19 protein-coding genes and 1 tRNA gene are annotated in these 21,535 nt (G+C 60.4%); 12 read left to right on the forward strand and 8 right to left on the reverse strand.

Annotation, left to right across the window (positions count from 1 at the left end):
* The first annotated feature begins 116 nt into the window (after positions 1 to 116).
* Positions 117 to 365, forward strand: a complete 249-nt coding sequence (locus tag LQK81_RS15905; protein WP_230807343.1) for a hypothetical protein — start codon at positions 117 to 119, stop codon at positions 363 to 365.
* Positions 366 to 383: 18 nt separating this feature from the next.
* Positions 384 to 737, forward strand: a complete 354-nt coding sequence (locus tag LQK81_RS15910) for an EF-hand domain-containing protein (protein ID WP_230807344.1) — start codon at positions 384 to 386, stop codon at positions 735 to 737.
* A gap of 84 nt (positions 738 to 821) precedes the next feature.
* On the opposite strand, the gene LQK81_RS15915 is transcribed toward LQK81_RS15910, so the two are convergent.
* A complete protein-coding gene (locus LQK81_RS15915) occupies positions 822 to 1,700 on the reverse strand; it encodes a DMT family transporter (protein ID WP_230807345.1) in 879 nt (292 codons plus the stop codon).
* A 405-nt stretch (positions 1,701 to 2,105) separates the two neighbouring features.
* Between LQK81_RS15915 and LQK81_RS15920 the strand changes: the two genes are divergently transcribed.
* The 5 genes from LQK81_RS15920 to LQK81_RS15940 all read left to right on the forward strand — a co-directional run bounded on the left by LQK81_RS15920 (position 2,106) and on the right by LQK81_RS15940 (position 5,628).
* Positions 2,106 to 2,531 (forward strand): hypothetical protein, encoded by a 426-nt coding sequence (locus LQK81_RS15920; RefSeq protein WP_230807346.1) that lies wholly within the window; start codon positions 2,106 to 2,108, stop codon positions 2,529 to 2,531.
* 161 nt (positions 2,532 to 2,692) lie between these two features.
* Positions 2,693 to 3,589: a DMT family transporter gene (locus tag LQK81_RS15925; protein ID WP_230807347.1), complete on the forward strand. Its 897-nt coding sequence runs from the start codon at positions 2,693 to 2,695 to the stop codon at positions 3,587 to 3,589.
* A gap of 100 nt (positions 3,590 to 3,689) precedes the next feature.
* Positions 3,690 to 4,352: a S24 family peptidase gene (locus LQK81_RS15930; protein WP_230807348.1), complete on the forward strand. Its 663-nt coding sequence runs from the start codon at positions 3,690 to 3,692 to the stop codon at positions 4,350 to 4,352.
* A gap of 16 nt (positions 4,353 to 4,368) precedes the next feature.
* Positions 4,369 to 5,202, forward strand: coding sequence for a thermonuclease family protein (locus LQK81_RS15935; protein WP_230807349.1), 834 nt, complete (start codon positions 4,369 to 4,371; stop codon positions 5,200 to 5,202).
* Positions 5,203 to 5,214: 12 nt separating this feature from the next.
* Positions 5,215 to 5,628 carry a tellurite resistance TerB family protein gene (locus tag LQK81_RS15940; RefSeq protein WP_230807350.1) on the forward strand — a complete coding sequence of 138 codons (414 nt, stop codon included), beginning with the start codon at positions 5,215 to 5,217 and terminating at the stop codon, positions 5,626 to 5,628.
* A gap of 9 nt (positions 5,629 to 5,637) precedes the next feature.
* Here the strand turns inward: LQK81_RS15940 and LQK81_RS15945 are convergent, their stop codons facing one another.
* Positions 5,638 to 6,441 (reverse strand): transporter substrate-binding domain-containing protein, encoded by an 804-nt coding sequence (locus LQK81_RS15945; RefSeq protein WP_230807351.1) that lies wholly within the window; start codon positions 6,439 to 6,441, stop codon positions 5,638 to 5,640.
* Positions 6,442 to 6,559: 118 nt separating this feature from the next.
* On the opposite strand from LQK81_RS15945, the gene LQK81_RS15950 reads away from it, so the two are divergent.
* Entirely contained in the window at positions 6,560 to 8,512 is a 1,953-nt protein-coding gene (locus LQK81_RS15950; protein ID WP_230807352.1) for a glycosyltransferase, read from the forward strand.
* 115 nt (positions 8,513 to 8,627) lie between these two features.
* Here the strand turns inward: LQK81_RS15950 and LQK81_RS15955 are convergent.
* Positions 8,628 to 8,701: transfer RNA gene (locus LQK81_RS15955), tRNA-Gly, on the reverse strand.
* Between the two features lie 341 nt (positions 8,702 to 9,042).
* Here LQK81_RS15955 and LQK81_RS15960 point away from each other — a divergent pair.
* A complete protein-coding gene (locus tag LQK81_RS15960) occupies positions 9,043 to 11,112 on the forward strand; it encodes a calcium-binding protein (protein ID WP_230807353.1) in 2,070 nt (689 codons plus the stop codon).
* 141 nt (positions 11,113 to 11,253) lie between these two features.
* Here the strand turns inward: LQK81_RS15960 and LQK81_RS15965 are convergent, their stop codons facing one another.
* The 5 genes from LQK81_RS15965 to gmd all read right to left on the reverse strand — a co-directional run bounded on the left by LQK81_RS15965 (position 11,254) and on the right by gmd (position 18,073).
* Positions 11,254 to 12,147: a hypothetical protein gene (locus LQK81_RS15965; protein ID WP_230807354.1), complete on the reverse strand. Its 894-nt coding sequence runs from the start codon at positions 12,145 to 12,147 to the stop codon at positions 11,254 to 11,256.
* Entirely contained in the window at positions 12,144 to 14,654 is a 2,511-nt protein-coding gene (locus LQK81_RS15970) for a glycosyltransferase family A protein (RefSeq protein WP_230807355.1), read from the reverse strand. The genes LQK81_RS15965 and LQK81_RS15970 overlap by 4 nt, the downstream gene beginning before the upstream one ends.
* Entirely contained in the window at positions 14,654 to 15,388 is a 735-nt protein-coding gene (locus LQK81_RS15975; protein ID WP_230807356.1) for a hypothetical protein, read from the reverse strand. Before LQK81_RS15975 ends, LQK81_RS15970 begins: the two co-directional genes overlap by 1 nt.
* A 602-nt stretch (positions 15,389 to 15,990) precedes the next feature.
* Positions 15,991 to 16,947 carry a GDP-L-fucose synthase gene (fcl, locus tag LQK81_RS15980; protein WP_230807357.1) on the reverse strand — a complete coding sequence of 319 codons (957 nt, stop codon included), beginning with the start codon at positions 16,945 to 16,947 and terminating at the stop codon, positions 15,991 to 15,993.
* Between the two features lies 1 nt (position 16,948).
* Positions 16,949 to 18,073: a GDP-mannose 4,6-dehydratase gene (gmd, locus tag LQK81_RS15985; RefSeq protein ID WP_230807358.1), complete on the reverse strand. Its 1,125-nt coding sequence runs from the start codon at positions 18,071 to 18,073 to the stop codon at positions 16,949 to 16,951.
* 460 nt (positions 18,074 to 18,533) lie between these two features.
* Here gmd and LQK81_RS15990 point away from each other — a divergent pair, with 460 nt between their 5' ends.
* From LQK81_RS15990 to LQK81_RS16000, 3 genes are read left to right on the forward strand one after another with little or no spacing between them, the layout of a single operon-like run.
* The gene (locus LQK81_RS15990; protein WP_230807359.1) at positions 18,534 to 19,553 is read left to right on the forward strand and encodes a hypothetical protein; all 1,020 of its coding nucleotides are present in this window, start codon (positions 18,534 to 18,536) and stop codon (positions 19,551 to 19,553) included.
* On the forward strand, positions 19,546 to 20,583 hold the full coding sequence (locus LQK81_RS15995) for an FkbM family methyltransferase (RefSeq protein ID WP_230807360.1): 1,038 nt from the start codon (positions 19,546 to 19,548) through the stop codon (positions 20,581 to 20,583). Before LQK81_RS15990 ends, LQK81_RS15995 begins: the two co-directional genes overlap by 8 nt.
* A complete protein-coding gene (locus tag LQK81_RS16000; RefSeq protein ID WP_230807361.1) occupies positions 20,580 to 21,527 on the forward strand; it encodes a sulfotransferase in 948 nt (315 codons plus the stop codon). The genes LQK81_RS15995 and LQK81_RS16000 overlap by 4 nt, the downstream gene beginning before the upstream one ends.
* Positions 21,528 to 21,535: the final 8 nt, after the last annotated feature.

Below are 21,535 nucleotides of genomic sequence, written 5' to 3' on the forward strand. Positions count from 1 at the left end.
ATCAAATCCAGCCGTTGCTGAAGGGGAATACGAGGTCGACACAATCTCATTCTTTTTCGTGTGCGGCACCGCCATGGCTCCACGTGAGAAGCGTAGAAGTACACTTGGAGGTTAAAATGAAGAAGCGTACCGTAACTGTCGTAATTTGTGCCGCGCTCGCCTTGTCAGCCTGCCAGTCGCAACCGGTTTCCCAGAGCGTCGTCGACCGCAATGCCGAATTCGGCTGCGTGGCGGGAACGGTCGGCGGGGCGATTGTCGGCGGCCTGGTCGGCAGCACGATCGGTGCCGGAACCGGCCAGATCGCCGCGATCGGCGGTGGTATCGGCGTCGGCGGCCTCCTCGGCAATCGCCTGGCATGCAGGTAGGCGGAAAGGGACAGGTTGATGAAAAAGGCTTTTCTGGTGGCGGCTCTCGTGGCTTGCCAGTGCACTCTGTCGTTTGCCCAGGCGCAGACGGCTGCGATCCATCAGGGTCACAAGGACCAGCTTGACACCAACAAGGACGGAACCGTCCAGCGCAGTGAATACCAGGCGTTCATGGCGACGGCCTTTACGAACCTCGACAAGAACAAGAACGGCAGCCTGAGCAAGTCGGAGGTCGGAACGGTCCTGACCGCGGACCAGTTTTCGGCGACCGACGGCGACAATAACGGCAGCATCAGCCAGGCCGAGTTCATGAACCGGGTGATGGCCGACTTCGCGGCGGCCGACCGCAGCGGCGACGGAGCCCTGCAATAGCAGGTCGGGAATACACGGCTCCGCACCGGCGGAACCGTTCCGTTCCGGCGAACGGATTCCTGACCCCGACCCGGCCTTCGACGATCAGGATTGAACGGCGCGGCGGCCGAAACGCTCCGCGCCGATGACCACGACGCCTGCGCCGATGATCAGGGCGGCGCCGACGAAGACGTTGGCCGACGGCACCTCGTGCCAGATCAGGAAGCCGAGCAGAAATCCCCAGATCAGTGAGGAATATTCGAAGGGCGCCAGCAGCGACACTTCTGCCCGTCGCATGCCCTCGAACAGCGCAAACTGCCCGACGCCCGCAAGCACGCCCGTGCCGACGATCAGCCCAAGCTCGGCAAGGCCCAGCGGCGTCCAGAGGAAAGGCAAGGTGATGCCGGTGAAGAGCATCAGGAAGGCGCTGGAGATCAGCATCTGCACCAGCGTGCTTTCCTCCAGCGCCGTCTTGCGCAGCAGGATGGTGGCGATCCCCCAGAAGAAGGCCGCCTGCAAAGCGAGATAGACCGGCAGCGAGATGTTGAGCCCCTGGCCGAAGACATCGCAGGCGATCAGCACGCCGACGAAGCCCGTCAGCACCGCGATCCACCGGCCTGGTGTCACCACCTCTCCGAGAACCGGCATGGCCAGCACCGTGACGACGATCGGCGCCGCATAATAGAGGGTCGTGAGCTGCGCCAGGCCGAGATCGCGCGCCGCCGTGTAGTAGGAGAGCCAGGCTGCAAGCAGAAGCAGCGTTCGCAGCAGCATCGGCCTGAGAACGGGCGAGCCTGAGGCCCGGCGCAGGGCGGGCCCGCGGCCGATCGCGACACAGATCGCAACGATGGTCAGGCTGCGGATGAACAGCACCTGGCACACCGGCAGGGCCGCGACCAGCCATTTGACGGAGGCATCCTGGAGCGAGAACAGGAAGAACGAGAACGTCGTCAGCAGAATGCCGATGAGGGTACGGGTTTGCACGGCCGGGGACTCCGGGCGCAGGAGTTGCACCCGCACCACTGATAGCGCCAGCCGTGTCGTCGCGAAAGGGGGGGCCGAGCGATGATCTCCACGGATGCGGCCGCTCCCCCCGAGCGACGCCCTGAAGAGGTTGTTACGCAGGATACAGCGGCGGTCGACGGAATCTGAAAATATTTCTTCATTAAAATTAGAAAACGCGAATAAATATCGGGGCAGCGACGTTGAAGGCACATGCGCGCTGCCTGGCAGCCGCAGATCTTCGCGCCAGATGCGAGACGAATGAAACGCGCACCTCCCCGAGGGGACGTCACGCGAATGCGGGAATTCATGATCGAAGAACAAGGATAGTCCGCCAGTGCCGTGCTCCTGCGCGACACGCACGTAAATGGCGGCAGGAGAACGGACATGACGTACGAAACCAGAAAGGACGCAAGGGCAGCGCTTGTCAGCGGGCTCCTGCTTGCCGCGATCGTCACGGTCAGCGGCGGCTTCACCATACTTTCGGCCCATCCGGGCGCGTTCGGCGACCGCGTCGCCGACGGCAAGGTGAGCCTGACGGAAATCCGCCGCGAGGCCTATTGCGCCGATGCCGTCAAGCGGCTGGCGCCGGGCGCTGTGAACATGAGGTTTGCCGAGAGCCCGGATGCGAACACGCGCATCATCCGCTTCGGCCGGGACGGCGCCAATATCGCGCGTTGCGAATTCCTGCCGGAGGCGTCGACGGGCGAGCTGCGCATGGGCAAGATGAGCGTCAACCGGAAGCACCTCCACCGGCAGGTGATCGACGCCATCAACATGCGCATCGACGTGCTGGAATACCGTCGCGGCTGAGCGGGCCCAGGCGCTCACCCCGCCCGGTCGCAAGGCTGCAATGCACAATTGTGCATGCATATCGAACCGCCGCGGTATAAGAACAGGCGGCGCCTCGCCGGATGACCGCAGACGATCCCATGCCATCGGTCGATATCAGCGCAAGGCTGGTATTGGCAGACATGGACTCCAAACGCACCGGATACATCTTCACGCTCCTGGCCATCGTCATCTTCGCGGTCCAGGACGGAATATCGAAGCATCTCGGCGGGCTCTACCCGCCCGCCTTCATCACGATGGTCCGCTTCTGGGCATTCGGTGCCTTCGCCGTCCTGATGGCGGCGTCGCGATCCAGGGGCGGCCTGCGCGCAGCCGCAGCGACGAAGCGACCGATCCTGCAGATCGGGCGCGGCGCGCTACTCGCCGTGCAGATCATCGTCGTCATCAATTCCTTCACGATGGTGGGGCTCGCCCACAGCCAGGCCATCTTCGCCTCGACACCACTGCTGGTGGCGCTTCTGTCCGTTCCGCTTCTCGGCGAAAAGGTGGGCTGGCGCCGGTGGAGCGCGATCCTGTTCGGGCTTTGCGGCGTGATCATCATTCTCGACCCCGGCGCGGACGGCATCGACCCCATATTGATCGTGCCGCTCGCAGGTTCGGTACTCTTTGCCTTCTACGTGATCGCCACCCGCCTTGTCAGCCACGACGATTCCGCATCGACGAGCTTCTTCTACACCGGCGTGGCCGGTGCGGCGGTGCTGTCCTTCACCGCGCCCTTCTACTGGACATCGCTCGAACCCGTCGACTGGATATGGATGGCGCTCCTGTGCGCGACCGGCATCTCCAGCCACTATTTCCTCATCCGCGCCTACGACCTGCTCGACGCGGCCGCCGTCCAGCCCCTGACCTACCTCCAGCTCGTGCTTGCAGCCCTGATCGGCACCACCCTCTTCGACGAGCAACTGACGCTGAACATGCTGGTCGGCTCCCTGATCGTCGTCGGCGCCGGCATTTTCACGATCTGGCGCGAAAGCGTCGTCGCACGACGCAAGGCGGGGACGACGGACGCATCATCGTAGAAAGGATTATATTCCTTTTTTCTTTACGGACGCCGGCCGTTTCGCTATGCTCTCGGCATCCGGGCAAACACAGCCGGACCGCGGACCAGGAACTAAAGAGATGTTTTCCCACGACAGGATCTGGGCGGCGATCGACGCCTTGGCGGAACGCCACCGGCTTTCCCCTTCGGGGCTCGCCCGCCGGGCCGGGCTCGATCCGACCTCGTTCAACAAGTCCAAGCGGCTGGGCACCGACGGGCGCCTGCGCTGGCCCTCGACGGAATCGATCGCCAAGGTGCTGGACGCAACGGGAACGACGATCGACGAGTTCATCGGCCTGCAGACCAACGGCCACGCCGGCGGGCTGCCGCACGGCGCCTTTCCGCCGCAGCCGGGGTCGATCCCGCTGCTGGGCTTCGCCCAGGCCGGCGCCGGCGGCTTCTTCGACGACGGCGGCTTCCCGGCCGGCCAGGGCTGGGACGTCGTCGAATTTCCGACTTCGCCCGATCGAAAGCAGGGCGTCTACGCGCTCGAGGTCCAGGGCGACAGCATGATGCCGCTCTATCGCGACGGCGACATGCTCATCGTCGAGCCGGGCGCCCAGGTGCGCCGCGGCGACCGCGTCGTCGTCAGAACGAACGGGGGCGAGGTGATGGCAAAGGTGCTGCACCGGCTGACGCCGCGCTCGATCGAGCTCCTGTCGCTCAATCCAGAACATCCCAACCGCACCTTCGACATCCAAGAGATCGACTGGATCGCCCGGATCATCTGGGCGAGCCAGTGAAGCGGGAGATTTCCTCGTGAACACCTTTGCGACAGCGTCTGCGAACCGCGCCCTCTTCGGCGGCATCGGCTGTGTCGCGCTGACGGCGCTCCTCGTTGCGATCGGCGCGGGCCAGATTCGCGGCCGCGAGGCCGCAGGCGGGCAGGACTTCACCCTCGAGGTTCCCGACGCCAGCCTGTTTCCGGCGGAAGGAAGTCAGGACGATATTCCCATGCCGGCCTCCTCCGGCGACGAGGCACCTACGGGCGATGCGGCCATCGCGCAGGCAGCGCCCCCCGAACAGGGCGGCGGCGCGACCGGAACCGGTGCGGGAGGCGAAGCCGGGCCGGCGCCGGCGCCCGAGACACAGCCCGCACAGCCGACGCCGCGGTTCAACGCCGAAACCGTGACCGTGGCCGAGCCGCCGGTTTCCTTCGCCCGCCCGATCGTGCTCGCCGCCGGGCGCTTCAGCATCGCCGGAAAGGTGCTGGAGCTCGAGGGCATCGTTCCCGTCCCGGTCAACCGCCAGTGCCAGGACAGCGTCGGCGAAGGCTGGCCGTGCGGACGGATGGCGCGCACCGCCTTCGCCAATCTCGTGCGCGGACGGACGATCGACTGCGCCGTGCCCGCCAAGCAATGGAGCGGCACGGTGACGGCCCGCTGCACGGTGGCGGGCAAGGACCTTTCGCAATGGCTGGCCGAGAACGGCTGGGCGGAGACCGCGCCCGGATCTCCGTTCGAAGAGGCGGCAAAGGCCGCAAGGCAGGCCGGGCTCGGCCTCAACAGCCCGAACCCGCGCGGAAACGCGACACGACCGCGCGCCAGGCCGGCGCCCGCCCCGGCCGACCAGCCCGCCCTCCAACAACCCTGAAGAAAGAGCGCCATGACCGGTCCCCACGAGCCGCAGGAAGCCCTTGTCCACGTGATGGTGATGATGTCGGCCGTCGACAATGCGATGACGGATGCGGAACTGGCGCGCATCGGCCGGCTGGCGCGGTCGCTGCCGGTGTTCGACGGCTTCGACGATTCGCTCATCATCCTGCTCGCTCAGGAATGCGCGGCGATGCTTTCGGCGCCCGAAGGGCTCGACGTCGCGCTCGAGGTCATCCGCGACCGCCTCCCGGCGCAGTTTGCCGATACGGCCTATGCGCTGGCCGTCGAGATCGCCGCCGCCGATCACCGGATCCGCAACGAGGAGATCCGCCTGTTGCAACTGCTGCGCGATCGGTTGGGACTGGACAAGCTGACCTGCGCTGCGATCGAACGCGCAGCCATCGCACGGTTCCGCCGGCTCTGACCGCCCCGTTCAGTAGATGTCGACCGGGAAGTAGCGCAGGTAGATTTCCCCCAGCCGCCCGCTTCGGGCGAGCGACAGCAGGGCATGGTCGATCGCCCCGCCGATCGCGGGTTCGTCCTTGCGGGTCATGATCGTCAGCCCCTCCCCGAGGAAGGCTTCCGAGACATAGGCGCCCGGCAGCAGCCTGCAGCAGCTTGCCGCCTGCGGGCCGATCGTCCAGAAGGCGGACTGCAGCCCGTCGCCGAACACAGCCTCGACCTTGCCCTCCTTCAGGGCGAGCATCGCTGCGGCCTGGGTCTCGAACGGCACCGGGCGCTGCGCGGGAAAATAGGCCGCGCGCATGGCCTCGTGCACGCTGCCGCGTACGACGCCGACGGCCCGGCCGTCGAGCGCCGCAACGGTCCCCACCTGACCGTCGGAGCGGGTCATGAAACGCGCGGGCAGGCGCAGGTAGGGGCGGGAGAAAACGAACTCGCGGCGCAGGCCGGCCGTGACCGCAACCCCCGCCACCACCGCCTCGCCGGCGTCCTTTTCGAGGTTTTCGCGCAATTCGGCGAAGGGCAGCGCCTGTATCTGGCACTTCGCCGCCAGTTCCAGCTCGTGGCAGATTTCACGGACGAGATCGACGTTGAAGCCGGCCAGCTTTCCCGTCTGGTCGATGAAGTTGAACGGCGGGAAATCGACCGCCGTCAGGAACCGCAGCCGCGGCACGCCGGACAGGTCCGGCCTGGCAATCCGCTCCCGGCTGTCGAAGCTCGTCGGCAGGCCGCCACGCGCGTCCGGTTCGGCGGCGGTGGCGGCCGCACACCCCATCGACACGCATAACGCGAGTGCAACGAAAATTTCGCTTGCAGATTTTCTAGGTTGCCGCATAAATATCAACTTGGGGTTTAGAGGGGACGCCGCTACATGACGTTGCGGCGCTGGCCGCATGCGACTGGCAGATTATCCCGATCAAAGAACCATTTCCACCGCAATCCCTGTTGCCGTGGACGCCGGCGCGACGTGTTCCGAGAGGCCGACGCTCCGTCCCGAGCTTCTCGACGAGGCGAGGCTCCTGCGCCGGCTCGGCTTCGGCAAACCACTGATTTCGGAGCTCCTGCTCAAGGCGATGGTGAACGGCACGAGCCTGGAGGCCGAACTGATTGCCTCCGGCCCGGTCCGCAGCGACATCTACTACGAGGCACTTGCGGAGATGCTCGGCCTGCCGTTCCTGCCCGGCATCGACGCCGGCCGCGTCGTCGACATGGCGGGGCTGGATAGCCAGCTGCTGCAGCCGCAGATGGTACGGCTTTCCTCCGGCAGCCGGCCGCCGGTCACGGCGATCGTACCGACGGCCGGGCGGATGGAGCTATTGCAGGCAACCCTTTCGCGGCAACCGGCGCTGCGCGCGATGCTGGCCGTGACCACGCCGCGGGCCCTGCGGGAGGCCGTGTGGCGGGCGGGCGCGGTGCGACGGGTGCGCGAGACGACGGGAAGCCTGTTCGAGACCGCACCGGAATTCAGCGCCCGCGTGACGTTCTGGGGGCGGCAGGGGTTCTACACCGGGGCTGCCATCTGTACTGCGCTCTTTACCGCCATGCTGGCGCCGGAAGTCGCCGTCCTGGCCCTGCACCTCGTCCTCAGCATGCTCTTCGTCGCAGCGCTCGTCATCCGGCTCACCGCTCTCTTCGGTGTGGAGGCCAAGGGTACGGCGCCCCCTGCCCCTTTGCCCGCAGGGCCCAGGCCGGTCTATTCGGTGTTCGTCGCGCTCTACCGCGAGGCGGAGGTCGTCCCGCAACTCGTCAGCCATCTCGACCGGCTCGACTGGCCCCGCTCGCGCCTCGACATCAAGCTGATCTGCGAGTGCGACGACGCCGGGACGCTCGCGGCGCTGCGACAGCTGGACCTCGGGGCCCAGTATGAAATCGTCGAAGTGCCGCCCGGCCGTCCCCGGACGAAGCCGCGGGCGCTCGCCTATGCCCTGCCGGCGGCACGCGGGTCCTATCTCGCGGTCTACGACGCCGAAGACCGGCCGCATCCCGGACAGCTTGCCGAAGCCTGGGCCAGCTTCCGTGCGGCACCGCCGGACCTCGCCTGCCTGCAGGCGCCGCTTCTCATCTCCAACGGGCGGGCATCCTGGATCAGCGCGCTGTTCTCGCTGGAATATGCCGGCCTGTTCCGTCGCCTGCTGCCGCTTCTCGCCGCCCGGCGGCTGCCGATGCCGCTCGGCGGCACGTCGAACCATTTCCGCACCGACGTTCTCAGGACCTGCGGCGGCTGGGATCCCTATAATGTCACCGAGGATGCCGACCTCGGCATGCGGCTGCACCGGATGGGCTACCGGTGCGCCACGTTGCGACGGCCGACGCTGGAGGACGCGCCGGAAGACGTCCGTGCCTGGCTCGGCCAGCGGACCCGCTGGTTCAAGGGCTGGCTGCAGACCTGGCTTGTGCTGATGCGCAGGCCCGGCCTGCTCCTGGGCGAAATGGGCCTGCTGCCGTTCGCCGCCTTCCAGGTCCTGATCGGCGGGCTCCTGCTCTCCGCGCTCGCCCATCCGCTCCTTCTCGCCTATGTCGTCCATGTCATCGTCAGGATGGCGTCCGACGGCCCCTTCGTCGCCGGCCCGCTGGCCCTGTCGCTCTTTGCCGTCGACGTTGCGAACATCTTCGGCAGCTATGCGATCTTCATCGCGCTGGGATGGGCGCCGATGCGCGCGCGGGAGCGCCGGGCGATCGGCTGGCGCTGGGTTCTCGTCCCCGGCTACTGGATGCTGATGTCCGTTGCCGCCTGGCGCGCCGTGGCCGAACTGCGCCGCGATCCCTTCTTCTGGAACAAGACCGCACACCGGCCCAGCACGTCTGGTCCACAGGCGGCTCCCGGGACCTCTGTTCCCGCCCCGTAGGGCTGGTGTCTAACGTTCGCGGTTGACCGCAGAGGAATGTAGCGAGCGAACCGGATGCAGGAAACACCTATCTGCTTTTGCCATTCCACGACGTTCTACAGGCTGCAAAGGAGGCTGGAGCGGGTAGCGGGAATCGAACCCGCGCGTTCAGCTTGGGAAGCTGACAGGCTACCATTACATCATACCCGCGAATGGCCGGGGGAAGTCATCGGCGAGAATGCGGGGCGTGTCAAGGGTGGGGGTATGTACGTGAGAAAGGGAGAGCGGTCTTTCCGCAAGCCTTGAATTCCGCGAATTCCATCGAAGGCAGAAAGACGCGATATTTCCTTGTCAGGGCAAACTCATGCGAACAGGCGCGGTGGAACCCGCCCGTATATTTTAGATTTCGGGCACATAGTTGTCCCTATAGTTAGGTCCACGAGCGAATATCCGCTTGGCTCGATAAGGGCACGCAAAAATCTTACAGCTTGAAGTTAGTTTTTTTTCAAATACACCATCTGCAGAGCATCATGGGCAGGGAAAATACGGATATGGCCATCATTGTTGGAAACTTGTACCGCAACACCCTGAGAGGCAGCTCTGAAGGGGATGACATCAAAGGCCTGGGCGGAGACGACAGTATCTTTGGTGGATTTGGGAACGATACCCTCGATGGCGGCACAGGCGACGACGTGATCCATGGCTACCCTTCGGACGTGTATTATCGCGACTGGGAGAAATATTCGGCCAAGGACTGGTCGCGCCTTCGGGACGACGATGTCATAGACGGCGACAGCGGCAACGACCGCATCTATGACTATTTGGGCACAAACATCATCCGCGCTGGCGCTGGCGACGACTTCGTCGGGACAAGATTCATCGAGTCCTCACCCCTACCGGTTTCCAACACTGTGGACCTTGGTTCGGGGAACGACAGTATTGACGCCTGGATGAGGCCTGGCGATGCGCTCGCCCTCGACGGCGGGGATGGCACTGATTTCGCCTACTTTAACCTTTCCAATTTTACAGCCAATCTCACGCTCACGCTGTCAGCCTCGGCAAAATTCGGCAACGCCGACATCACAATGAAGAATATCGAACAGATTGCGATAATTAGCGGTTCCGGCGATGATACCTTTACCGGCGGAGACAATGTCAACGACTTCCAGGGCGGCGGAGGCAATGACAGGCTTGTCGGAGGAAAGGCCGACGATATCCTCTCCGGCGAGGACGGCGATGACATTCTAGAAGGCGGCAAAGGCGCCGACTTCCTCGGTGGGGGCTTGGGAAACGACACGATTTCCGCAGGCTCGGGCAGCGACGTAATCATATCCGATCCTTCACACTCGAAGGATTGGTGGCGGTATTCAGAAGAAGACTGGTCGCAGTTCCGCGACGACGACACCATAGATGCAGGTAACGGTAACGACTTCATCGAAGACTTCGCCGGCACCAACACTATTTTCGCTGGTGCCGGCAACGACGTTGTCAGATCGAGCCGTTTCACATATCTGGCGGATCAGCATGGGAGTGGGCCACGGGTTGTGTCGCCCATAGCTCTCAAAAACACGATTGATCTCGGATCGGGCAGAGATGTTTTCGAAGGCACGCTCAAGTTCGGGGATTCGCTTGTTCTCGATGGCGGCAGCGGCACCGATCGCGCGGTAATCGATCTGGGCGGATACGTATCCGCTTCGGGAGAGCCCGACCCGGATCTGAAATTTGTACTTTCTTCCTCAGCGAGAGTGATCCATGCCGAGGTGTTTTTGAAGAATATCGAGAAAATAGATATTACCGGCGGTGACGGGAACGACTCATTTACCGGTGGTGCGCTGAACGACAAATTGTTCGGAGGCCGCGGAAACGACACACTCAAGGGCGGGGCGGGCAACGACATACTGGGGGGCGGGTCCGGGAAAAACCGTCTCGTGGGCGGAGCAGGAGATGACTTTTATCAGATCGACAATCGGAGCGATAAAATCATCGAAGGGCGTGACGAGGGGATCGACCTCGTTCGCGTGAACTTCTCAGGCAAGTCCTATCTCTTGCCGGAGAACGTGGAAAACCTGAGGTTCATCGGCAACAACGCTACCCTGGTGGGAAACAACCTTGCGAATGTCATTGACGCTAGGCGCGGTGGGCCTGCCGTACTCAAAGGTGCGGCCGGCGACGACACGATCTATGGTAGTGCAAGCCATGACACACTCGACGGCGGAACCGGATCGGATACCATCACAGGTGGCCGGGGTAACGACATCCTGAAGGGTGGTAAGGGCCATGACACCCTGATCGGCGGCGCCGGCAAGGACATGTTCGTGTTCAAGTCGCTCTCCGACCTCTCGACCTCAAAGGCCAAGACCGACACGATCTGCGACTTCTCGCAGAAAGCGAAGGACCTGATCGACCTGACCGCCATCGACGCGGTATCGACGAAATCCGGCAACCAGGCATTTGCCTTCATCGGGGCAGACAAGTTCTCCAAGAGCGCCGGCGAACTGCGCTACACGAAGGAGAAGGCTGACACCTACGTCTATGGGGACGTCGACGGCAACGGCAAAGCCGATTTCGTCATCCACATCGACGGCTTCGTGAACCTCAAGGCGGGTGATTTCCTGCTGTAGGTACTTCACTCTTCTGCAAGAGCGACGATACGTGCATGCAATACGATCAAATGCGGCCTAGCCATGGAGGTTCCGCTTCCATGAGCGAAGCGAACCACAATTCAGCCAAATGCGATATCCTGCATCCGGTTACGAATCGCTCTAGCCGAATTCGGTCCAATTTGAAGGAGCCGGGTCACTGGAGAAGGCGATTTGCATCGCCTTTGCAAACACTTCAGGTGTCTCGGCCTTGGCGTGGCCTCCCTCATGGGCAAACAGTAGACGCCGGAAGTTGCCGTCGGATTCATTGGCTTCCGGGTCGCAACCCATCGCCTTGCAGAACGGCAAGTAATGCACGTCATAGTGGTGTTCATCCTGGACGTTCTGCAGGTAGATGATGCGGCGTCTCTTCAGCGCCTCAATATGGTGCAGAAGGCTTAGGCGCTCCGGATACTGATCCAGTGCCTCCTGCCGGCTCAGGCCACCGAAGCAAACCCTCAGGTACTTCTCGACCATGCCGTTGCGGTAGTTCGTGACCACCGTCTGGGGGTTGATCGCGATAGCCCCCATTTCCTCGATGACGGTCAGGAGGCGCAGGGCTGCAAAGCCACCGCCGCTGGAGCCGTAAGAAAAGACATTTGCGATCGGGATCCTCTTCTGGTCGCAGATACGTCTGATGACCCGTGAAATTATGTCAAGCGGATCAATTCGGCTCGTTCCTCCATACCACGCAAGCCCGAGCCCCTTGTCCAAGTACAGGCTGGGGTCTGAGACGAACAGGCAGTTCCCTGGAAAGTGCCGTGCCCAACTCCACCGCTGAAACACCGGCGGGTCGTTCTTGCTGCGGATGGCGTCACCCGAGAAGAAAACGAACAGCGCGTTCCTCGAAGGAGCCGGCCGCCACAGGAAATCGAACGTGAAGCCGGCCTCGCTTACCTTCAGGGCGATTGCTTCATCGTCTGGCAGCGTATCGCCGTGATATTCGACCTGCCGAACGTCCTTGAGGTCGTTCAGAGAAATCTTCCCGCTATTGCTTGGCACCTTCTTCTGTTTCAATGGACGACACCGACCTTGGCCAAGCGGCTGATATGTGCGGAGTGGCCGAAGTTCTCCCTCAAATGGCGCCGTGCGATTTCGGCTTGCGCGTCATACCGTTCCCGATCTTCTCGGAGAGCGAGAACGACATCTGCAACAGTATCCTCGGCTGCGTAGAGAGCGGCGTCATCGAAGACCGGCCGCCAGCATTCCGGCAGGATGACGGGAATGCCCGCCGCCATGGCCTCGATGGCTGTGCGCTCTCGGGAGCCGAGTTCGGCCTCGCGCGAAAGATCGACGTAGACATCTGCCATACTCGGAGCTTCGGTCGGCAACAAGTCGGCAGCGTCAGCGGCTGTATTGCGGCTGGTTACGAGATTATCGGCATGAAACACCGGAGCTTCGCCTCTGCCGTCGAGATCGATGATCTCGCGCCAGTCGTCATCGGCGAGCCGAATACCGTCGATCTGGTCGCGATGAAGCGTGTTCAATGTAGCACGAATCAATGGGTTGGACGGATGCCATTCCGCATCGCTACGGAACTGCTGGCGGATATGCTCGCAGCATCTGCCGAAATCGTAACTGGCAGCATCGGCTACCGACTCATTCATAGGCAATTTGTCGATGATAACCTTGATGAACTGTGCATCGATCGTCGGCAAGTAGCGCTGGCGATGCTGCAAAATGGCCGGCGATCGCAAAATCAACAGATCACATGTCGCTCGCTCTCCATAGGAGAGGATGTCAACCTTATCGGATCTGGCCGCGTTCCAGATTTCCGGCTGAATGGCGGCACTGACTGGGAGATACTCGTACTGATACATCGGAAAGACAGCCGTCTGCATCCCCGCGTTTGCCTGCGCCCAAATCTCTTCAGTGCAGGATCGCGTGCTGCCGCCGGGGATACGGAAATCCGAAACCGTTATCACCTGATAGTGTCTCGTCTCAGCGCCGGCCTTTCCGCTACGCATGATCGCCGGTGTCGGAAAGGGGGAGCGCTTCTTGTCGCCGTCGTATCTTAACCCATCAGCCTTCTCATGCCACAACGACTGTGCCTCGCGATACTGCCGTCGAGCGCCAAACATGCCTCCCGACATGCCAAGTACGTCATCAGCGATAATGGAGGTTTCTGAGTCCCGCTGGAACGAAAGCGGGCCGGTGGCGAGCTTCTGAACGGCCTCCTCCCCGAACACGCGCTGCGCTCGCCGGATCAACTCGTTGTCCGCCGAAAAGCGCACGGTGTCCCAGTAGCCGAGGCAGTTGCGCATCGGTTCCCGTCGGAACATGAACGAGGAGGTGTTGGTTATTATGAACCCGCTAACGCCCACCCAGCGATGGAACCGCAGATCGGAAAGCGAGCGCGCCTGCTGGGAGTTGCAGCCGAACCGGTCCGGATTCTCCATAAGGAAGCGGACTTGCCTCTCGATCTTCAACGGATGCGACCAGTCATCCGCGTCGTGTAGGGTGACATATTCGCCGGTCGCCTGCTCAATGCCGCGATTGCGGGCAATGTATGCCCCTCCGTTTTCGGGCATGGAAATTACCTGTATTCGCGGCTCGTCCCGCGCGAAATCTTCTGCGATCGCACGGGTCTCGTCCGTGCTACAGTCATCTATGACGATGATCTCAAGATTTTTCCAGGTCTGCTCAAACAGCGAGCGAATTGCCGTCGCTATCGTGTCGGCCGCATTGTAGACGGCCATGAGGACGGTCACCTTCGGACCATCGGAAATGGTTGCCAGCTCATGAGGCGCGGCAATGGTCAGCCGGTCATAGGGCAAAAGCCGCTCGTCAGAGTTCAAGCATACAACAGGGATGCCGAAATGCTCTAAGGCGGAATTTATCTGGGCCAGGCGTGACGGTGCATCGGGCTGGAAGTTGGCCCAAGCAAGGATACCATCTGCGCTCAACTCTCCCGCAGCGGCGGCCGATTCAAAGACCTTTCGACCCTCCTCAAACTCCCCAAGATGATAGAGGCACATTAGTTCAATTGTCGCCAGTTGCTTGCGCAACCCGCCTCTGACATCCTCAAAGCGCGCAATGCGAACATGCTTGAGCGCCTCACGATAACCCGACGGGGTCCCCAGACGCATCGACCAAAGCGAAAGCTCCCGAGCCGCGGCGGCCCTGATTTGCGCACTCCTGCTGTCTTTCAGCGCGTGATAGAGGTCTCGAACCGGCTCATCGTAAAAGCCCAGGTTTGTTAGCCGCTGCCGGGAATGATTCGGCTTGACAATACTGGCGTCGGCTTCGAGGTTTACCTTCTTGTAAAGGCGCCCCTCATGACGGCCGATGCGCGCAAAATGCAGCAATGGGTTCATTCCGCTCTCACGCACATCCGGATAGGTTTCGAGATAAAAGTTGGTGTCGAAATTCCTGCTGGGGTTTCGGCCCATTTCCGCACCGAACCGCAGATAGTGCTCTGCCGAATCCATTCCCAGCATTGCAACGTCCGGATAGGCCTCAAGATACCATTCAGAACTAAAGAGCCCTGACTTTCTCAGGGCGCTCAAACGTCTCTTACTCATTATTGGCTCTTCTTCACCGGCCAGATTCTACGGCCCTTGGCCTTTCCCACCGTCTCATAATGTATGAGGGCGTTCAGGCCGGTTCGCGCGACGAAGGGGTAGGCCTCATAATAGGCGCTTGAGTCGAAATCAGGTCCCGGACTGCGCCCCTCCGTCGCGCCGAAATAGAAATAGTCCTCGACTGGACTCAATCCGGTCCGCCTCACATCCAAATATTGACGACGGTACCAACTCTCATGAAAAAGGACGGAATGACGGACTATCGCCAGCGCCTCCGCATCACGCCGGCGCCTAGCGATTACATATGCTCTTCCAAGCGTTCGCTTGCCAATGATCCATAGCGTCTTGCGAACTCTTCGGGTTAATTTGGCGATACGCTCCCATACACGGTTCGGCCAGCGCTCCTCCACTTCAGTCAATCGCCCAACAAGAGCGTTGTTGGTTCTCCGCAACTGTATAAGCTGCCGGTTTGCGGCATCCAATTCTGCGGACCGTGCAACAAGAGCGCTGTTGAGCGTCTTCAACTGCTCGATCTGCTGATTGGCCTGAATTAGACGAATCGTCGTGGCCGCAATCTCGTTAAAGCGTATGGCAGCGTTTTCGCGAAGCGCGACGATGTCATCGTGAGCCGCAGTCGAAAGCAACTCACCCGTCGAGTTCGCCATGTCCAGCTTGGTTTGCAGCATGTCGCGCTCAATCGAAAGAACGTGGACCTGCCTCAGGAGATCCTTCATGCGTGCGTTCTGATGCCGCGGCTTCGCAGAATCAAGTTTCGCTGGCACGGTATCAGAGGGAGGACTACCGTCGACATCGGCCTCGGGACATCCTTCAGACGTTGCACTGGAACGGCCCTTTGAAAAGACTGTGGGTCGAGTCGTCGGATTTGATGGAGCGTTGCTCATGCAGTTTGGCCGAAGAAAATTGGGGCATGGTCATTCGTGCCGACACTCAGCCAGGATCAACTCAAGAGGCAGGGACGTCACATCGGCAAGATTGCCTTCGACCAATCAGACGGGCGAAATCTTCAGCGCCCCACACCTATCGTTTTCGCAAGCAAAGCATCGCACTTGCTTCTAGCAAGCTTGAAAACAAAGGACAACGATCCGGAGCAATTCATAATCGATCCGACACATCCAAAAATCACGACCGTTATAGGAATTTGGACTGGACACCACGGCGGATGCCAACGCTGCTCCTATGCTTCCAATCCGATCGGCTCCAGCAGCCGACGGGGGATCGCTGAGATGACAAACGAGACTAGTGGCTCGCATAGTTGCGAAAGCGAGCCAAGCCGCGACGACCTATATGTGCCGCCAAAGAGATGCCCCTCCGGCCTTCAGTGTCGCACGTTGTCGCGGTTGGCTAGATACCACGCATAAGTCTGCCTCAAGCCTTCGCCTAAGGAAATCCGCGCTGTCCACCCAAGCCTCGCAAGGCGCGAGACGTCCATCAGTTTGCGCATCGTCCCGTCCGGCTTCGTCGTATCATAGGTCAACCGGCCACTATAGCCGGTGATGTCAGCTACCGTTTCAGCCAGTTCCTGAATCGTGACGTCGGAGCCTGTGCCGACATTGATATGCGAGAGCATCGGCTGCGTTTCGCGCGCATAGGTGTCGAACGGCAAATCCAAGACAAAGAGGCTCGCCTCGGCCATGTCATCCACGTGCAAAAATTCACGCCGCGGGCGCCCCGAACCCCAAATCACCACCTCTTCTGCCCCCTGCTCCTTCGCCTCATGGAAGCGACGAATCAGGGCCGGCAGAACATGGGAATTCGTGGCGTGGAAATTGTCGCCCGGGCCGTAGAGGTTCGTCGGCATTACGGAACGATAATCGACGCCATACTGGCGGTTGTAACTTTCGCAAAGTTTGATGCCAGCGATCTTTGCAATCGCATAGGGCTCGTTGGTTGCCTCCAGCACCCCCGTCAACAGCGCATCTTCGGACATTGGCTGCGGCACCTGCTTGGGATAGATGCAGGACGAACCGAGTTGCAGCAGTCGGGTCACACCAGCGCGAAAGGCCTCGTGTATCGTGTTGCATTCAATCATCAGGTTGGCGTGAATAAACTCAGCCGGATAAGTGTTATTGGCGTGAATACCCCCCACCTTAGCAGCGGCAAGAATCACCACATCGGGCCGTTCCGCCTGCATGAACTCTCGAACGGCCACCTGATCTGTCAGGTCCAACTCAGCATGCGTCCTCACAATTACGTCATGCACCCCGGCGGACAGCAGTCGTCGATGAATCGCGCCGCCCACCATGCCGCGATGACCGGCTAGATATATCCGCATATTATCGCGTCTCCACACTCACTGCGACATCGTGGCCGTGCTGCTTCAGGAGCGCATGTCTTTTGGCGGCCTTCAGATCCTCCTGAACCATTTCCGCACACATCTCGCGCGCGGTAATTTGAGGCTCCCAGCCTAGCTTCTCACGCGCCTTGGTCGGATCGCCAAGAAGGGTTTCGACCTCTGCGGGCCGGAAATACTGCGGGTCGATACGAACGACGACATCTCCCGGCTTGATCGCAGGAGCCAAGTCACCTGCTACGGCCTCGACTGTCGCAGTTTCGCCGATCCCTTCCCCTTCAAAGCGAAGGGTGATCCCCAATTCGCTCGCAGACCATATGATGAATTCTCGCACGGAGTACTGAGTTCCTGTTGCAATGACGAAATCTTCGGGTTCGTCTTGCTGGAGCATCATCCACTGCATCCGAACGTAGTCCTTCGCATGCCCCCAATCGCGCAAACTGTCGATATTGCCCATATAGAGGCACTTCTCCAGTCCCTGCGCGATATTGCACAGGCCGCGCGTAATCTTACGAGTCACGAACGTTTCACCGCGGCGTGGGGATTCGTGATTGAACAGAATGCCATTACAAGCATACATCCCGTATGCCTCGCGATAATTGACTGTAATCCAATACGAATAGAGCTTCGCCACCGCATAGGGTGACCGCGGATGGAAGGGTGTGGTCTCGCGCTGAGGAATTTCCTGGACCAGTCCATAAAGCTCGGAGGTCGACGCCTGATAAAAGCGCGTCTTCTTTTGCAGCCCCAAGAAGCGGATCGCCTCCAGCAGGCGTAGCGTCCCCATTCCGTCGACGTCGGCCGTGTATTCGGGCGCCTCGAAGCTCACGGCAACGTGACTTTGCGCCCCAAGATTGTAGACCTCATCCGGCTCAACTTCGGAAATCACGCGCGTCAGATTCGAGCTGTCAGTGAGATCCCCATAGTGCAGCCTGAAACGGCTATTTGAAGCGTGCGGATCTTGATAGATATGATCGACCCGCTGCGTGTTGAAGGAAGAGGCGCGGCGCTTTATGCCATGGACCTCATAGCCCTTTTCCAGCAAGAATTCGGCCAAGTAGGATCCATCTTGCCCTGTAATCCCAGTGATAAGAGCTTTTCTTGACATTGCCGAGCCTATCCTCTTTTGTGCACAGTCAGGTTCGCGAGCGTGAATGCGCCCTCACTAGCAAGCACGCATGGATCACGCAATTGCCAGGGCAAACTTCCTCCAATGTTTCGGTGCGGCCGAAGAGACGCGAACAGGAAGATGCAACCTGATTGGCAGTTCACAATGCGCGTTCCAGCAGATGATTTGCCGGGAGTACATGGTCGGCTTCAACTCTACAACTCCGCACTTTCCCGCCATATTGGAGGCCTTTGCGGGATCGGATGGCTGAAGATCACGGCGTCTGCGAGCACAAGATTTCAGATGACATTCCTTAGGAAACTGGCTAATCCAACCTCCATCAGGATAAAGGGTTCCGTACGCATCTGATTTCGGCAACGTCTTGAACGAGTATCTAATTCGGCAAGTGTATGCATAAGTTCCGTCGCGGATGCGTCAGCGGAGGCGATAGGGGAAAGCGATGAGTGACCGCGGCTCGACGAACAAACTTTTAGTATGGCACGATCCGAGCTATGAACCGAACGAGCTTTTGAGCAACCTCACGCATTTCCTTGGCCCGAAGTGCGTTGCCAAGATCAACTCACTTCAAGGGATCGAGAGCCAACTGAAAGGATCTGGCGCTGCAACCTTGTTGATCCTTTTTGCCTCGCCTGCCTCAGCGATCCATTCGAAAATCTCAACCGGGTCAACATTTAAGGACGCGCTGCGCGACTGGGTCACATCAACAGCACATCTGCTGTCGATTTACCGGCTCAACAGAAGCGCCATCATTCTCGCCGATGTGAGCGCCGTGACGCGGGATTGGCGGCCATTGATGGCTCGCCTGGGCCTCACGCCGAATTCGCAGACACAGACTGCAGACCCAGCAGACGAGGTGAGCGAGCCTTTTTGGGGCGTGCTCGCCACCGCCTTGGTTTGCGGTGACCCAAATGCACTGTCCGTCGCACGAGAACTGGAGGCCAGCGCCCTTCCCTCCGCTGCGTCCAGGCGCAGCAACCTCGCCGACGTTGAACTTGCCTATGCCACGTATCGGGACCTAAGAACGGCATTGGCGTCGGCGGAAACGATGGCCAAGGAACGGCTGGACGCGAACGAAGCGTTGCAATCCAGAGTTCGATACGGCGAGGAGATGCTGGAGCGACTTGCGATCGACAACCAGTCATTGAACAATCAGCTTGTATCACTCCAAGCCAGCACTGGACAGCTCAACGCGGACAATGCGGAAAAAGACAACCAGGTTCGGAAACTTGGCGCCGAACTCAAAGACGCCAACAAGCGCCTGGGACAGGAGATAAAGAAGAACCAGTCGCTCAATCGCGATCTCACAAAGAGCAAGGCCCAGAAAGCCACCGCAGACGCCAAGCTGTCGTCCGCCAAAGATTCGCTGAAACGGATACGCGCATCTCGAACCTACAGGCTGACCGCTCCATTTAGAAAGATCCGCAACGTGTTCTTGCAACTGGGCCGGTCGAATGCCTAACACTTGGACGGCAGAGATAGCCAGAAGCGGCCAGCAAAGTTCGATAGATACAATTCTGTACATCGGCGCGGGCGACGGAAACGACATCGCTGAACTGCTCGACAGCCGCGCCAAACGCATCGTCCTGGTTGAACCAAACCGAGACCTGATACCGAAGCTCCTGGATCTCGCAGGCAGAGACCAGCGTATCGATGTGTTACCTTTGGCCGTGCACGAGGGAGTGCGCTCCACGCACTATACCCTTTATAACCTAGCGTCCCATTCCAGCACGCGAACTGCGACGGACCTCACATCAATCTTCCCGGGACTGGATCGCGTGACGACTTACGACGTCGAAGCCGCCAGCATGGAGGAAATACTAGAGCGACTGCCCAAGACGACCGATATGAACGACGTCCTGATCGTCGACGCGCCGGGCGAAGAAGCAGCCGTAATCAATGAACTGCTGACAAAGAAGCTCATTGGCCGCTTCAAACACGTTGCGCTGCGCGCCGCGCGGCGCCCGATGTACGAAGGCGGAGCGGCTGTTGACAAGATCATCGACCACCTTGCCGCGGCTGACTATCGTATCGTGTGGCAAGACTTTGGCGACCCCGATTTCCCTCAAATGATGCTCGCTATCGAGCCGTTATCTCTGGAAAATCAGCGCCTCAAAGCTGAGCTTCAGCAACAGATCGAGCTCACCACCCAGCTCCGAAAATCCATTGCCGAGAGAGAGGCGCAGATCGGCGAACTAGAGGGAAAGCAAACGGATATCTCTCTCGCATTGCGCATACAGGCCATCCGGGAGGCTGACCTGAAGGAACTGCAAGGAAGGTACGCCTCCCTTCTCCAGGAGAAGGAGCAACAGGAAGCACTTCTGCGCGCCGTTACCCATCGCCTCACTCACGCCGCCCAGTTTTTGGATTATGTGAATTGGCCGGATGATCAGAGTGGACGAAATGTGTTTTTCGTAGGAGCCGACGACGACAAAGTGGCCGCGGACAGGAATCGCGGGCGCTCAAGCGCTAAGTCGTCGAAACGACCATGACCAGCAGTTCGCTTGAACTCGATTTTCACCGGTCGCTATCTGAGGCACTTGAACTGCTTCAAGATCACAAGGGCGCGTTCGTCGGCAACCACCCGTCGGACGCCCAACACGTTGCGTCGGCCTTGCCAAGCCTTATTGAGCGCTGTCGCGAGGCGGTAGCGAAAGCGGATAGTCAAAGCCGGCCGCCGGTTCGCATGCTCCACCACCTCGCCTGCACTGGCGGCACGCTGGTCAGCCGCTGCCTGGCATGCCAACCAAACGTGCAGCTTCTGAGCGAGGTCGATCCACTGACCACGCTTCCCTACAGCCGGCCATTCGTACCAACCGATATGATCGGGCTTGCAAAACTTGGATCTCGGCCACCTTCGACTGACGTACTGATCGAGATTTTCATGGCCGGATTGGGCGCTCTCTACGCCGACAGCCGCTTAAGAGGCAGGTATCTCGTTCTGCGAGACCATACGCACAGCCATTTCAATGTCGGACCGGACATTCCCACCCGGCAGACATTGCGCGACATGGTGAGGAAACAGTATCCCGTGCGATCGATCGTTACGGTCCGTCATCCGCTGGATTCATTCCTCAGCCTAAGAAAGAATGGGTGGAAGCACTTTTCGCCGTTTACGCTGGAGGAATATGCCGTCCGATATCACGCGTTCTTGGATTGCTACTCGGACGTCGAACTTTTCCGATACGAGGATTTCGTCGCTGAGCCGAAAGATCGAACGGCTCAGATGTGTGAAGTATTGCAGATCCCCTACAATCCGGACTTCTTAGACGTGTTTTCTGCGATCAAACTGTCTGGCGACAGCGGTCGCAGCGGAAACACAATCTCCGCACGCCCGCGACAAGCGAATGGTCAAGACCTCCTGGACGAAGCCATGACCTCCAAATCGTTTGCCTCTCTTCTCGAGAGGCTGAACTATCAGTTGATCACTCAATGATTTTTGGA

It is taken from the genome of Rhizobium sp. GN54 (assembly GCF_021026345.1).
In the GTDB taxonomy this organism is placed as follows: Bacteria; Pseudomonadota; Alphaproteobacteria; order Rhizobiales; family Rhizobiaceae; genus Mycoplana.